Origin of the sequence: Alteribacter lacisalsi, from assembly GCF_003226345.1 — a bacterium.
Lineage (GTDB): Bacteria > Bacillota > Bacilli > Bacillales > Salisediminibacteriaceae > Alteribacter > Alteribacter lacisalsi.
The window spans coordinates 126768-141707 of sequence record NZ_PDOF01000001.1 but is presented as its reverse complement, the minus strand read 5'-3'; the positions used below and the strand labels follow the sequence as shown (position 1 = coordinate 141707).

The following is a 14940-nucleotide window of genomic DNA, read 5'->3' as shown; positions in this document are numbered from 1 at the left end:
CAGTTGACAACGGAAAAATGGATCGACGAAATTAAGCATAAAACAGAAAAGGTCGGAGGGATCTCTCTTGCAGATGCCTCCGAGAAAGATCTATTTTATGCCATCTGCGGCATTGTTAGTGAAGAAATGAACAAAAATTGGATCGACACCCAGGATCTCTATAAACAGACTCAGACCAAACAGGTCTACTATCTTTCCATGGAGTTTCTGATTGGACGGCTTCTTGAAAGCAACCTGTTAAATACCGGCATGCTCGACGCATGTAACGAAGCCCTCGTGAAAATGGGCTACGATCCGGAAAAAGTCTACTCGATTGAACATGATGCCGGGCTTGGAAACGGCGGCCTTGGACGTCTGGCGGCCTGCTTTCTTGAATCTATTGCGTCCCTGAAATTTGCAGGTCATGGATGCGGGATCCGCTACCGCTACGGTCTTTTTGAGCAGCGGATTATCCACGGGCATCAGGTTGAACTGCCCGACTACTGGCTTAAGGAAGAATATCCGTGGGAAACACGGAAAGCAGAGGAAGCCATCGATATTCACTTTGGCGGCGATATTCATATGCTCAAAAAGAACGACGGCAGCCTGGAATTTAAGTACGAAAACACAGATAAAGTGACAGCCGTTCCCTACGATGTGCCGATTGCAGGCTATCAAAACGGAGTCGTCAATACGCTGCGTCTCTGGAGTGCTGAATCCAACTCTGGCACAACCGACATGATGTCGACGCAGAATTCCCAATACTTCCATCATCTCGATCACAAGCATTCTATTGAGCAGATTTCGGGATTTCTGTATCCGGATGATTCCGGCTACGATGGAAAAGTGCTCCGGCTGAAGCAGCAGTACTTTCTTGTCTCTTCCAGCCTGAAGAGTATTATCCGGCAGTACAAAAAGAACATCAGCCGTTCACTCATCCACCTTCCTGAAAAAATCGTCATTCAGATAAACGATACGCACCCAAGTCTTGCGGTGCCTGAACTGATGCGGATTCTGATGGATGAAGAACGCTTCGGCTGGGATGATGCGTGGGAAATTACGACAAAAACAGTGGCTTATACCAATCACACAACACTAAGTGAGGCACTGGAAAAATGGCCCCAGGATATGGTGAAGTCCCTTCTTCCCCGCCTTCACATGATCATTAATGAAATTAACGAACGATTCTGCACAGAAGTCTGGAATAATTATCCTGAGCTTCAGAATAAGGTCCACGAGCTTGCCATTATCGCTGATGACCAGATTCATATGGCCCGCCTGGCCATTGTCGGAAGCTTCAGCGTGAACGGCGTTGCCCGTCTTCATACCGAAATTCTGAAGAAAAAAGAAATGAAGAATTTCTATACCCTTTTCCCGGACCGCTTCAACAATAAAACGAACGGGATCACCCACCGCCGCTGGCTGCTTCAGGTAAACCCGGAACTTTCGTCTCTAATTACCGATGTAATCGGTCCTCAGTGGATCACCAGACCGAACCAGTTGATTAGCCTTCTCCGCTACTCACGTGATGAACCTTTCCTTGACCGGGTATCTGAAGTTAAGCTGAGAAACAAGGCAAAGCTGGCAAACTTTATCCATGAGAAAACAGGAATAACAGTAAATGAACATTCGATCTTTGACGTGCAGATCAAAAGGCTCCATGAGTACAAGCGCCAGCTCCTGAACATTTTCCATGTGATTCATCTTTACAACGAACTCAAGGACAATCCGAATCTCGATATTACTCCGCGAACGTTCATATTTGGAGCAAAGGCGGCACCAAGCTACTATTTTGCAAAAGAAGTCATAAAACTGATTAACCGTATGGCGTCAATCATTAATAATGACGCCTCTATAAACGACAAACTGAAAGTTGTCTTTCTGGAAAACTACAATGTGAGTCTTGCAGAGAAGATCATACCTGCAACGGATATCAGTGAGCAGATTTCCACAGCGAGTAAGGAAGCCTCCGGGACCGGGAATATGAAAATGATGATGAATGGTGCGCTTACAGTGGGCACACTCGATGGCGCAAACATTGAAATTCGGGACCTTGTAGGGGACCGGAACATATTTATTTTTGGACTCACAGCAGATGAAGTGCTCCATTACTATCATCACGGCGGCTATGTCGCACGGGACATTTACAACACAGACGAACGTGTCCGCCGTATTCTCGATCAGCTGAACGAAGGTGCGTTCGGCTCACAGGAAATTGAGTTTAAGGATATTTACTACCACATTCTTTACCATAACGATCCGTATTTCGTTCTGAAGGATTTTGATGCCTATATCGAAGCCCACGAGCTGGTTGAGCAGGCTTACCGGGACAAATCCACATGGATGAATATGAGTATGACAAACACGGCATACTCAGGAAAATTTTCAAGCGACCGGACCATTCAGGAATATGCTTCTGAAATCTGGAAACTGAAGCGGATGGATTAAAAGAAGCCACTCTCTGCTGCACGCCAACCGCTCCCTTTACGCGGTGATGCCGACGAGCCTCCTCAGCTGCTTTGACAAAGGAGCTTTGAAGCGAAACCCGACAATGTCTGGAAACTTTATTTACCTAAACAATGAAGAAAGGGGATTCAGCGTGATTAGACGCTGAATCCCCTTTCTTGATTTTCCGCCCTTTCTTCCGAAAGTACCGAACGTGCGGCAGCATAGGTCTCACAGTACTTCAAAAGTAATCTTACAGTCTGCAGCTGGGCGGGCTTTATAGGTGAATGGTTTTTTTTCATCTGCTCAAACCAGGTGCCGTAAGAACGTTTATCGATTGTCAGCATCCTCTGCCCTTTGCCTGTTACATCAATAAAACTGTTTCTGGCAAGTACAGCCGTTTTCAAAACGGCCGGATGATCCTGTTCCTGCAGAATCTCTCGAATGACCGACACCATCCGCCTGAGGGCAATCCCCGGGTGAACCATCTTATCCTCCCTGCCCCTCCCTCTTCTGCTCCAGTACCGCTCGTCCAAGGGAGTGTAAATCGTGTGTTCATCCCCTTCAAGTGCCTGCAGCAGCCAGATCTCAACAGGGGTCACAACAATAATGCCAATCTCTACTTCCGCGTTACGGATTCTGACGACCGGACAGTATAGAATCAAATATGTATCAGGGAGATCCTTAACAAGCCTTGCAAGCAGTGTATCTTTAAGAAATTCTTTACTAATCTGCGATGTTTCCGAGATTGTAGATGAAGCCCAGCTTAACTGAAACCGGTACAGTTCTTCCTTGAACGTACGGCCCAGTGCCTCAATTGTGGAAACGGGTCTGTTAAGTCTTCCTGCTTGCTCCACATCTTCAGCCTCTGATTGGCCGGACCATTTATGCAGAAGAGGAAAACGTCTGAAAAATCGCTTCCAGGATGTCCCTTCGACTCCGTAACTGGATGTGACAATTTCCTCATAATCACTAAGAAGCGGTCTTTTCTGTTCAGTTTCCCAGTACTCTCTCATTCTCTGCCAGCGTTCTTTTTTCAGACGGGGGTAACGCCTCGAGTAATGGTGAAGGTCCATTTCATATCTGGAAATGTAATTGGATAATTTCACTAACTGCGCCACATCGTTCCCCCCTGGTTTATATGCTTATTTCATTCTAGCACAGGCTCCTTACTGCGCTCATGGTAGGATTCCACCTCATTTTTTAACGAACAAGGGTAATTGTATCTATTTTTTCGTACTTCGGTCTCCGGGATGGATGAATCTTGTAAAGAATCACCTCGTCCACATTCCATTCGATACCCGGCAGATCAGAATCGAGATGCTGGAGTTTTAATGGCTTGTCTGCCTTATACCCCTTCGCAAGAGTGATATGCGGTGTATAGGGTCTGGATTCTACAGGGAACCCGTGCTTTTCTGCAAGACCGCTTATTTTCTTTTGAACAGCCATCAGGGTTTTACTGTATTTGAGCCCTCCGAACAGCACTCTCGGCTCTGCCGGCCGTCCAAAAAAGCCAACCTCTCTGAGGGAGAGTGAGAATGCCGGTTCTTCTGCTATTTTTGCTTTCAGTTCCGCCCAGAGCCGTTCTCTTTTTTCATTATCCCAGCCTCCGAAAAATAACAATGTAATATGAAAGTCCTCACGATCCGTTTCATTTTTAAATTTTTCACCTGTTCCATATGTTTGCTGAACACGGATCAGCGGCTCATGAACCTTCTCCGGGACAGGAAATGCAATGAAATAATGATCCTCACTCACAGACAGTCCTCCTTTTATGATCAATCTTTTATGTGATAAAATAAAACTGTTCTAATTCCGACAACCACGATCAGGAAAGATGGAAAAAAGCCGTATTTTAGTTTAACCAAAATATAACCTTGATCATGCAAAAGTAAACACGAACCAATGCAGAAAGGATGATTGTCATGCGCGTAGTGGAAAATATGGCAGAACTGATTGGCGATACCCCGCTCGTTAAACTTCAGAAACTGGCCCCCGAAACAGGTGCCGATGTCTATTTAAAACTTGAATTTATGAATCCCAGCGGCAGTGTAAAAGACCGTGCAGCCTACAATATGATTGTCCAGGCTGAAAAGGACGGACACCTTAACAAAGATTCGGTCATCATCGAGCCAACTTCAGGGAACACCGGGATCGGGATTGCGATGAATACGGCTGCCCGGGGATACCGTACGATTCTCACCATGCCCGATACGATGAGCCAGGAACGGATTAATCTTCTAAAAGCTTACGGAGCCGAGGTCGTCCTTACACCAGGGGATAAAAAAATGCCCGGTGCGATCGAAAAGGCACACGAGCTCGTTAAGGAAATTCCAAACAGTTTTATGCCGATGCAGTTTGAAAACGAAGCGAATCCCGAAGCCCATCGGAAAACGACCGCTCTGGAAATACGGGAAGCGATGAAGCAGATCGGCAAGCCCCTAAGTGCCTTTGTGGCTGCTTCCGGTACCGGCGGAACGATCACAGGAACAGGCGAGGAACTTAAAAAGTTCTATCCCGATGTGAGCGTGCATGTAGTCGAACCGAAAGGCTCTCCTGTACTTTCAGGCGGGCAACCGGGACCCCATAAGCTTGTCGGTACGAGTCCGGGCTTTGTACCGCCTATTCTAAACGAGGATGTGTACGGGGAAATCTTCACGATTACAGATGAAGATGCGTATGACATCTCCCGTCGTCTGTCCCGCGAGGAAGGCATTCTGGTAGGTCCTTCATCAGGAGCAGCCTGCTTTGCTGCACTCCAGGTTGCAAAACGGCTCAGCCCGGACGACGTCGTCGTTGCCATCGCCTGTGATACGGGAGAACGTTACCTCTCCACTGACCTGTTCCTCTTTGATGAAGAATAAGATCAGTCGTTTACACATGTTTTCTGAAAGCTCTTTTCGTAAAGAATGTTGATATATTACGCTGCAGGCGGGCGTTTTCAGCCGATGCTATTCCCGCTGGAGTTGCCGCCTTCCGCTACTTCTAAATAATACAAAAAGCAACAATCTATCCGAAAGCAGCTTTTCTGAAAATGGAGGCTGGGACAAAACAATCTTTATCTAAGAAAAAGGCTCTGTTAAAGTCTGTTGTTACTTTCCGCTCGCTGCACTCCGTTTCCGCGGGCACCGCAGGAGTGTCGCGCGTTCGCTTCAATCAATGATAGAAAAATATCAACATTAAGCTTTAACAGAGCCAAGAAAAAAACAGTGCCAATTATCGCTTTTCGATATCTGGCACCGTTTTGTTTGTTGATAAGCCTGTCGTGCGAATACTGTCTTTTACAAGTCCTTCAACCTTGTTGATTGTTCAAAAATCACGAGACGTCTTGCCCGAGGCAAGCGAGTTTATTTTTGAACAATCAACCATTATAATACTGCCAAAGCTAAGGGCCCTCACCGACGGTGAGGGTCCTTCTATTTAGCTGAGTTATGTCCCAGCCCCGTTTTAATCAGGCGTCCACATGGGAGCCTTCCTTCTTTTCAAGATTCATAATAATAATAAGAACAGCTGCCCCGCATAATGTCAGGACCCCGTAAAACAGGTAAACATAAAGAACGTTCTGCCAGTCCATAATGAGCCCGGCAAAGAACGTAAAAAACCAGGCCCCCAGACCATTTCCCACAGCTGCATACAGGCTCACTGCTGTAGCTTTAACCTCGTCAGGAGCCAGACTTCGCACATACTGAAGAGCTGCAGGTATGAACAGGCCGATCGATAGCCCCTGAATAACAGTTGTGACATAAATCAGTTCCGGAGAAGGCCCGAGAAAATAAAACAGCCAGCGGAATCCGGATACAAGAGCGGCCAGGAACAGAATGGCGGTAACGCCCTGCTTCGAAATCAGACTGCCGGCCCATCTCATAAACGGGATCTCACTTCCTGCTGCAAGCAGAAATGCCAGACCCACCCCGGCAAGAGATCCTCCGGCAAACTGAATCAGCAGGCCAAAATAAAAATTGTTGGCCATGATCGGCCCGAACACAAGAAACGTGGCTATTAGAAACAGAACAAATTTCGGCACAACAATCAGTTTTCGAAGACCTTTTTTCAAATCCACCCTGACAACCTGCGATTCTCTCGGCATTTTAAGGGCAAACCAGGCGCTGATCCAGAGTACGATTGCGAAGGCGTAGAAAATAATGGACTGGCCGAACCAGTCGGACAGGTTACCCATTACCCATACAGCCAGGGCAAAACCGGCTGCGCCCCAAAGGCGGACTTTCCCGTAATCTCCGCCTTTTTTATGAACATAATTCATGACCATGCTGTCAGACAGGGGAATCATGGCTGCCTGGAAAAGAGCCAGAAAGGCAGCGATAAAAATCAGGACCGGATACAGTTCAGCAGTTACGTACATGAGGCCGATTGCACCAGTACCCGTAACAGAAATCGCCAGCAATATACGAGGACTTCTCGTATAATCACTGATCAGCCCCCAGATCGGCTGGGCAATGAGCATCATGACAGGCCCTATAGACATAATTACCCCGATTTGGGATCCTCTTAAGCCCACTTCATTCTGCAGATATACACTTAAAAGAGGGAACAGCCCCCCTATAGCAAAAAAAGAAAGAAAATAAAAAATCCGCATGTCCCTAAGCTGACGGCGGTGAGTATGTGATTCGTGATGCAGGGATTGTGAAGCCAAAATTAACAGCACCTTTTTAAATTATTTTGCAAGCTCATAGATAGCATCGACGTATATGGCCGCCGCTTGTATCAAACCTTCTGTATGTATCTCCTCATTCGGCGGATGAGTCAAATCCGCTCGGCAGAGGCTCGATCCTGCAGTTCAGCATCAATTATTATACATCTTCAATGACCTGGAACACACACTCATTTTGTTAATTACATATTTTCACTGAAAAGTGATGTGGCTTTTTTGACAACTCATGTGATAGAATGAAACTTAAAAATTTAAAGAGTAAGATATTTCAGAAATAAACAACAAAGGAGAGCGCTATGAATCAAACCATCAAAGATCGTACCCAACGTTCACTTTTGAAAGTGCAGGCAGAAGATGTACGCAGTGCCTTAAATGTTGTGCATGAGGCAGCAGTAAAAACACCATTGCAGAAAGACGAGATTCTTTCAAGGCGATATGACTGTAATGTGTACTTAAAACGCGAGGACATGCAGCCCGTAAGATCATTTAAAATCAGAGGTGCTTATTATTTAATCAAAAGTCTGACTGAGGAGCAGCGCAAACGAGGGGTCGTATGTGCCAGTGCCGGAAACCATGCTCAGGGCGTCGCTTATTCCTGTAAAAAATTAGGGATAAAAGGAAAGATATTCATGCCCTCAACCACACCACGGCAAAAGATCAATCAAGTCACCTTCTTTGGCGGACAGATGACGGAGGTTATCATTACCGGAGATTCGTTTGATGACGCCTATAATGAAGCGCAGAAAGTCTGCAGTAAAGAAAAAATGACTTTTATTCATCCCTTTGATGACGAAAAAATAATTTCAGGTCAAGGAACAGTAGGTTTGGAAATCTTAGATCAAATTGACGAGCCTGTCTCCCATATGTTTATGAGTATTGGCGGCGGAGGTTTAGCTTCAGGCGTGGCAGCATACGCCAAAGAGACTTCTCCTTTAACAAAGATCATAGGCGTTGAACCATCAGGTGCTCCAGCCATGAAAGAGTCTCTGAAAAAAGGCCATGTGAAGGCACTCGAGCAAATAGAAAAGTTTGTAGACGGTGCCTCAGTGCAGAAGGTTGGTGAAATTACATTCGATATTGTGAAAGAATTGCTCGATGATATCGTTCTTGTACCTGAAGGAAAAGTGTGCACCACGATCCTCAAATTATATAATGAAAATGCCATCATCGCCGAACCAGCTGGTGCTTTACCTGTTACAGCCCTTGATTTTTACCGCGATGAGATAAAAGGAAAGACAATTGTCTGCATTATCAGCGGTGGGAACAATGATATAGACCGTATGCAGGAAGTGAAAGAACGTTCGCTGATTTATGAAGGGTTAAAGCACTATTTTATCGTAAACTTTCCGCAGCGTGCAGGAGCACTGCGGGAATTTATGCAAGAGGTACTGGGTGAGACCGATGATATTACCCGTTTTGAATATACGAAGAAAAATAACCGGGAAAAAGGACCTGTTTTAGTAGGTATAGAATTAAAACAGCCTGGTGATTATAATGCCCTGATTGGTAGAATGGATAAAAACGGCTTCTCGTTCACCGAACTTAATAAAGATCCAGAGCTCTTTAACTTATTGATTTAACTTCATAATAATTCATATAAATGTATTATTATGCTGTATTTATTTGGATCATACTCCTTTAAAAGACACTTGATAAAGTGTCTTTTTTTGTTAAATTATCTGCCAGTCCCAAAAAAAGAATTTATATATTTTTTTTAAAATCTTTTATTCCTTTAAAGTGTAAGCGGATACACGCAGTCATACCGATTGATTAAGCGCTTTCAAACACTCCTTATTTTCTGAATAATCGGACTTGACTAATTAATCGCCTGGATTTAAACTTACTCAAAATTTAATAAACCATTTCGTGTTGAACAGCCAAAACACTGTTTAACATCAGGAGGGTATCTAGGGTTCCGGTGGCTTGTATAATATACATTCATGTCTGGTCCGAGCGATACCGGCATCACTAGATTGATGTACACCGTGAGGAAAAAAGCCTCTGCGGACAGGTTCTGATTTATACCAAAGGAATACTTTGGTGTGTCTCTGCCGATCCACAGAGGTTTTGTTGTACAAAAAAGTCCGAATAATCCAAGGGTTCTGTCGAAACGAAAAAATGAAGTGTTTTGATTCAGGAAGGAGTGATGAAATGGTTCTTATGTCCAATGAGACAACCACTGAAACCACAAGTCAGATCATGTCCGGCTCAAAAATGATTGTAGAGGCATTGAAGAAAGAGAATGTTGAGTGTGTATTCGGTTACCCGGGAGGCGCAGCTTTAAACATTTACGATGCGCTGTATGACGGTGGGATCCCTCATATTCTCCCCCGACATGAACAAGGTGCGATTCACGCCGCTGAAGGTTATGCCAGAGTCACCGGAAAGCCGGGAGTTGTTGTCGCCACTTCCGGTCCGGGAGCCACAAACGTTGTCACTGGTCTTGCTGACGCAATGATGGACTCGTTACCTTTGATTGTTTTTACAGGGCAGGTGAACTCCAGTGCGTTAGGTTCCGATGCCTTTCAGGAAGCACCGACACTGGGGATCTCAATGCCCATTACTAAACACAGTTACCAGATTCAGGATGTGAAGGACTTGCCGCGAATTATTAAGGAAGCTTTTCATATTGCAGGTACTGGAAGGCCGGGTCCGGTGTTAATAGACGTTCCTAAGGACCTGTCAGCTGCGAAGGGCTCTTTTGATTATTCCCAGCCCATTCACCTTCCTGGATATAAGGTACAGCAGAAACCTGACCCCGATGCCATTAAACAGGTAACCGAAGCGCTGAAAACTGCGAAACGGCCGGTGATCCTTGCCGGTGCAGGTGTCCTGCATGCCAAGGCTTCTGCCGAACTCAAACAATTTGCAGAAAAGTATCAGCTTCCAGTTGCCAATACACTGCTGGGATTAGGCAGTTTCCCCGCCAGTCATAAGCTTTTCCTGGGGATGGCAGGTATGCACGGCACCTACTCTGCCAATATGGCACTGTATGAAACAGACCTTCTCATTAACGTCGGTGCTCGTTTTGATGACCGGCTGACAGGAAATCTCGAACATTTTGCCAAAAAAGCAGAGGTTGTTCATATGGATATAGACCCTGCTGAAGTAGGAAAAATCGTACCGACTGAGATTCCGGTAATAGGTGACGCCCGAGAATCTCTGAAACAGCTATTGTCAGAACCTCACGTCGAAACTGAAACAACGACATGGAGAAAAAGCCTGGAAGAGAGCAAAAAAGAATACCCGCTTTGGTATAAAGAGGACAATGAGACACTAAAACCTCAGAGGGTTACTGAGCTGGTTCATAAATACACAGCTGGAAATGCCGCCGTAGCAACAGATGTGGGACAGCATCAGATGTGGTCAGCCCAGTATTATTCTTTTGAAACACCGAATAAATGGATTACCTCCGGAGGTTTGGGAACGATGGGATTTGGACTTCCCGCTGCAATCGGCGCTCAAATAGGATTGCGGGACACAAATGTCGTTGCCCTTCTGGGTGATGCGGGCTTCCAAATGACGTTCCAGGAACTAGCACTTTTGAAAGAATACAATCTTCCAGTAAAAATCGTAATCGTAAACAATAAATCAATGGGAATGGTCCGGCAGTGGCAGCAGCTCTTTTATAACGAACGATACTCTGAGTCTCTCCTTCCTAACCAGCCTGATTACGTAAAGCTTGCTGAAGCATTTGGAATTAAAGGAAGCAAGGTGGATTGCGAAGAGGATTTCGTTCACGTTCTAAAAGAATCTCTCTCTGTTCAGGAACCCTATATTATCGATTGCCGCGTAACCCCTGATGAGAACGTTTATCCAATGATTGCTCCAGGGAAGGGAATCCAGGAAATGGATGGTGTGAAACCATGAGAAGAACATTGTCCGTTGTCGTAACCAACCAGCTGGGAGTGTTAAACAGGGTCACGAGCCTCTTTCTCAGGAAAGGGTTTAATATTGAAAGTCTATCTGTTGCACCCATTGATGACCACCGGCGCTCTTTAATGACGATTGTAGTTGATGTCCCTGATGAAAAGGTTGTTGAACAGATAAAGAAACAACTGGATAAACAGATAGATGTAATCAATATCACTGATTTCTCAATACAGATTCCTGACTTTGCAGCTAAATCTGATTAATAACGAAAAAAAGCCCAAGTGGCGAAAAACCGAGAGGAGAATTCAACATGGTAAAAATGTATTATGACCAGGATATTTCACTTGATCAGTTAAACAACAAAAAGGTAGCGGTGATCGGCTATGGCTCTCAAGGTCACGCCCATGCTCAAAACCTCAGAGATAACGGCGTTGATGTCTGTATCGGGCTGCGCCATGGCGGCTCCTGGCAAAAGGCTGAAGCAGATGGTTTTACGGTTACAACTGCAGGTGAGGCAACAGCAAAGTCTGATGTGATCATGTTTCTCGTTCCAGATGAAAAGCAGCCTGAAATCTACAAACAGGAGATCGAACCACATTTGACCAGCGGCAAAGCCCTGGCTTTTGCGCACGGCTTTAATATTCATTTTAATCAGGTTGTACCCCCATCAGATGTTGACGTATTTTTAGTCGCCCCTAAAGGACCCGGCCATCTGGTCCGTCGTGTCTTTGCAGAAGGCGGCGGAGTCCCTGCACTATTCGCTGTGTATCAGGACGCCTCAGGGAAAGCCAGAGACATCGCCCTTGCCTACAGCAAAGGTGTCGGTGCCGGCCGTGCTGCAGTTATTGAAACGACCTTTCAGGAAGAAACAGAAACAGACCTGTTTGGTGAACAGGCAGTTCTTTGCGGCGGTACGACCTCGCTGATCAAAGCCGGATTTGAAACCCTGACTGAAGCAGGCTACCAGCCTGAAGTAGCTTACTTTGAATGCCTGCATGAACTGAAACTCATCGTTGATCTCCTGTATGAAGAAGGTCTTGAGGGTATGCGTTATTCCATTTCGGATACTGCACAATGGGGAGATTTCACTGCCGGGCCAAGAGTAGTAACCGATGAGACAAAGAAGGAAATGAAAAACATCCTTAGCGAAATTCAATCCGGGGAATTTGCCAAAGGATGGGTAACTGAAAACCAGGTACACCGTCCGATGTTTACAGCAATCAACAAAAGAGAAAGTCAGCACCCTATTGAGGTTGTAGGACGGGAGCTTCGAGAAAAAATGCCATTTGTCCAGCAGAAAAAGAAAGGGATGGTGGGGAATGCGAAAGGTTGATATCTTTGATACAACGCTAAGAGACGGTGAACAATCCGCTGGAGTCAACTTACAATCTCATGAAAAGCTCGAAATTGCCTATCAGTTGGAACGCTATGGAGTAGATATCATGGAGGCTGGATTTCCAGCCTCCTCCCAAGGGGAGTTGCAATCGGTAAAACAAATAGCTGAAAACATGAAGCATTGTACGGTACTGGGTTTAGCCCGGGCGAACCATAAAGATATCGATGCAGTACGGGAAGCAGTAAAAGGGGCAGCTAAACCGGGCATTCACATCTTCCTCGCTACATCCCCGGTTCATATGCAATATAAGCTGAACAAAACCCCGAAACAGGTGATTGAGACTGCAGTCGAGTCTGTTCGCTACGCATCTCAGTATTTTTCCCATATCCAGTTTTCTGCAGAGGATGCCACACGCAGTGACTGGCCTTTCCTGGCTGAAATTATTGAAAAAACAATCGACGCAGGTGCTACCGTAATCAACCTTCCGGATACGGTTGGTTTTACAACTCCTGAGGAGTATAGAAAACTATTTGAATATGTTCAGGAAAATGTTCCGAACATTCATCGCGTAAAGCTTTCAGCCCACTGTCATGATGACCTCGGTATGGCTGTCGCAAATACTCTGGCCGCCATAAACGGTGGCGCCAGCCAGATTGAAGGCACAATTAATGGTATTGGAGAACGTGCAGGCAATGCAGCTCTTGAAGAGATTGCAGTCGCCCTGAAAATCCGCCAGGATGCCTACAAAATTGAAACTCAGATTGATCTGTCACAAACGGTTCGCACAAGTAAACTTGTCACGAAACTCACCGGTATGATCGTTCCTCAAAATAAAGCAGTGGTCGGCGCCAACGCTTTTGCCCACGAGTCCGGTATTCACCAGGACGGAGTGCTGAAAAACAAGCAGACTTACGAGATCATTGAACCTGAGATGATCGGTTTAACTTCGAATAAAATGGTACTTGGTAAACATTCAGGAAGTCATGCCTTTAACGAAAAATGTAAAGAGTTTGGCATTTATTTAGATAAAAAAGACAGCCGGAAACTGTTTAAAGCCTTCAAAGATCTGACCGCCAAGAAAAAAGAAGTCACGGAAGACGATATTTTTGCACTGATGATGGACTCCTCTCTGCAGGAAACAAGTCCAACTTATCAATTGGAATTGCTGCAGGTTTCCTATGGGTCACATGTCGTCCCGACAACTACAATAGGAATTCGCACGCCTGAAGGAAACGTTGTCCAGGAATCCGCTACTGGAAAAGGAAGCGTAGAATCGGTCTATAACACAATCGACCGGATTCTGAATCAGCCGGTCACGCTTACAGACTACCGCATTCAATCCACTACTGACGGTATTGATTCTTTAGCTGAAGTATACGTTCAAATTGAGATAGAAGGCGCGTCCAGCAGCGGCCGGGGAATCGAACACGATGTTCTTGAGGCTTCCGCTAAAGCCTACCTTGATGCAGTGAATCGCCTGAACGTGAAGGAGTACTTTGGCGAACAGGCAAAAGGAGTGAGTTCTCTTTAATGAAAAAGATAACCGTTCTCCCAGGTGACGGGATTGGCCCCGAAATTACACGTGAGGCTGTTCTTTTAATAGAAGAGACAGCAGAAAAATATGGGAATGAATTCACCTTTCAATATGAGGATATTGGAGGCGCAGCAGTCGATAAACACGGTACACCGCTGCCTCAGCACACCGTAGACGCCTGCCGGGAGAGTGATGCTATTCTCCTGGGGGCAGTAGGTGGACCTAAATGGGACAAAGAAGAAGCCTCAAGGAGGCCTGAAGCTGGTTTACTCGGGATCAGGAAGGCTTTAAAGCTTTTTGCCAACCTCCGTCCCATCAACGTCTACCCTTCACTACTTGACTCATCTCCAGTCAGACCGGAAATTGTAAAGAACGCCGATTTGCTTATTATCCGTGAACTTACAGGCGGACTTTACTTTGGGACTCCGCGGGAAAGAAGAACTGGAAAATATGGGACTGAGGCCGTTGATACACTTTATTATAACGAAGCAGAGATCGAAAGGATTTTAAGGAAAGCATTCGAGCTTTCCCGTTTTAGATCAAAAAAGGTAACCTCTGTTGATAAGGCCAATGTCCTTGAAAGCAGCCGGCTATGGAGAGAAACAGCTGACCGTTTAGCTCCTGAATACCCGGACGTCTCACTTGAACACATGCTCGTTGATAACGCTGCAATGCAGCTGATCCGCGATCCTGCACAATTTGACGTGATGGTTACGGAGAATATGTTTGGTGATATTTTAAGTGATGAGGCTTCTATGATTACGGGTTCGCTGGGTATGCTTCCTTCTGCAAGTATAGGTTCAGAAGGTCCGGGCCTATATGAGCCCGTGCACGGGTCAGCACCTGATATCGCAGGTGAAAACAAAGCCAATCCCCTGGCAGCTTTCTCCTCCGCTGCCATGCTGCTGAAGTATTCTTTCAATATGGCTGGAGAAGCTGCAGCAATTGAAAAAGCAATTAAAACCACACTGGATCAAGGGTATCGCACACAGGATATTGCTGGTAAAGGTGAAAAAGTGCTTTCTACCAAAGAAATGGGTAAAGCTGTAAGAAGCTTCCTCCCTGAGCACGCTACTGTGAAACTATAGGCAGAGAGGGTGAAAA

The 14940-nt window shown here is 45.7% G+C and carries 11 protein-coding genes; 8 read left to right on the top strand and 3 right to left on the bottom strand.

Annotation, left to right across the window (positions count from 1 at the left end; all coding sequences use genetic code 11):
* Nucleotides 1-3: 3 nt before the first annotated feature.
* Nucleotides 4-2427 (top strand): glycogen/starch/alpha-glucan phosphorylase, encoded by a 2424-nt coding sequence (locus tag CR205_RS00660; protein ID WP_407923554.1) that lies wholly within the window; start codon nt 4-6, stop codon nt 2425-2427.
* Between the two features lie 155 nt (nt 2428-2582).
* Here the strand turns inward: CR205_RS00660 and CR205_RS00655 are convergent, their stop codons facing one another.
* Both CR205_RS00655 and thpR read right to left on the bottom strand, forming a co-directional pair.
* Nucleotides 2583-3545: a hypothetical protein gene (locus tag CR205_RS00655; RefSeq protein WP_110515929.1), complete on the bottom strand. Its 963-nt coding sequence runs from the start codon at nt 3543-3545 to the stop codon at nt 2583-2585.
* An 82-nt stretch (nt 3546-3627) separates the two neighbouring features.
* A complete protein-coding gene (gene thpR, locus CR205_RS00650; RefSeq protein ID WP_161524624.1) occupies nt 3628-4182 on the bottom strand; it encodes an RNA 2',3'-cyclic phosphodiesterase in 555 nt (184 codons plus the stop codon).
* A 167-nt stretch (nt 4183-4349) separates the two neighbouring features.
* Here thpR and cysK point away from each other — a divergent pair, with 167 nt between their 5' ends.
* On the top strand, nt 4350-5288 hold the full coding sequence (gene cysK / locus CR205_RS00645) for a cysteine synthase A (RefSeq protein ID WP_110515925.1): 939 nt from the start codon (nt 4350-4352) through the stop codon (nt 5286-5288).
* A 587-nt stretch (nt 5289-5875) separates the two neighbouring features.
* Here cysK and CR205_RS00640 read toward each other — a convergent pair.
* Complete coding sequence (locus CR205_RS00640; protein WP_236634671.1) at nt 5876-7075, bottom strand: MFS transporter; 1200 nt, start codon at nt 7073-7075, stop codon at nt 5876-5878.
* A gap of 326 nt (nt 7076-7401) precedes the next feature.
* On the opposite strand from CR205_RS00640, the gene ilvA reads away from it, so the two are divergent.
* The 6 genes from ilvA to leuB all read left to right on the top strand — a co-directional run bounded on the left by ilvA (nt 7402) and on the right by leuB (nt 14924).
* Nucleotides 7402-8673 carry a threonine ammonia-lyase IlvA gene (ilvA, locus tag CR205_RS00635; protein WP_407923553.1) on the top strand — a complete coding sequence of 424 codons (1272 nt, stop codon included), beginning with the start codon at nt 7402-7404 and terminating at the stop codon, nt 8671-8673.
* 571 nt (nt 8674-9244) lie between these two features.
* Nucleotides 9245-10963 (top strand): acetolactate synthase large subunit, encoded by a 1719-nt coding sequence (gene ilvB / locus CR205_RS00630; protein WP_110515919.1) that lies wholly within the window; start codon nt 9245-9247, stop codon nt 10961-10963.
* Nucleotides 10960-11229 (top strand): acetolactate synthase small subunit, encoded by a 270-nt coding sequence (gene ilvN / locus CR205_RS00625; RefSeq protein WP_110515918.1) that lies wholly within the window; start codon nt 10960-10962, stop codon nt 11227-11229. The genes ilvB and ilvN overlap by 4 nt, the downstream gene beginning before the upstream one ends.
* Before the next feature lie 47 nt (nt 11230-11276).
* Nucleotides 11277-12299, top strand: a complete 1023-nt coding sequence (gene ilvC / locus CR205_RS00620; RefSeq protein WP_110515916.1) for a ketol-acid reductoisomerase — start codon at nt 11277-11279, stop codon at nt 12297-12299.
* Nucleotides 12286-13833, top strand: a complete 1548-nt coding sequence (locus tag CR205_RS00615) for a 2-isopropylmalate synthase (RefSeq protein ID WP_110515914.1) — start codon at nt 12286-12288, stop codon at nt 13831-13833. Before ilvC ends, CR205_RS00615 begins: the two co-directional genes overlap by 14 nt.
* On the top strand, nt 13833-14924 hold the full coding sequence (gene leuB, locus CR205_RS00610; protein ID WP_110515912.1) for a 3-isopropylmalate dehydrogenase: 1092 nt from the start codon (nt 13833-13835) through the stop codon (nt 14922-14924). Before CR205_RS00615 ends, leuB begins: the two co-directional genes overlap by 1 nt.
* Nucleotides 14925-14940: the final 16 nt, after the last annotated feature.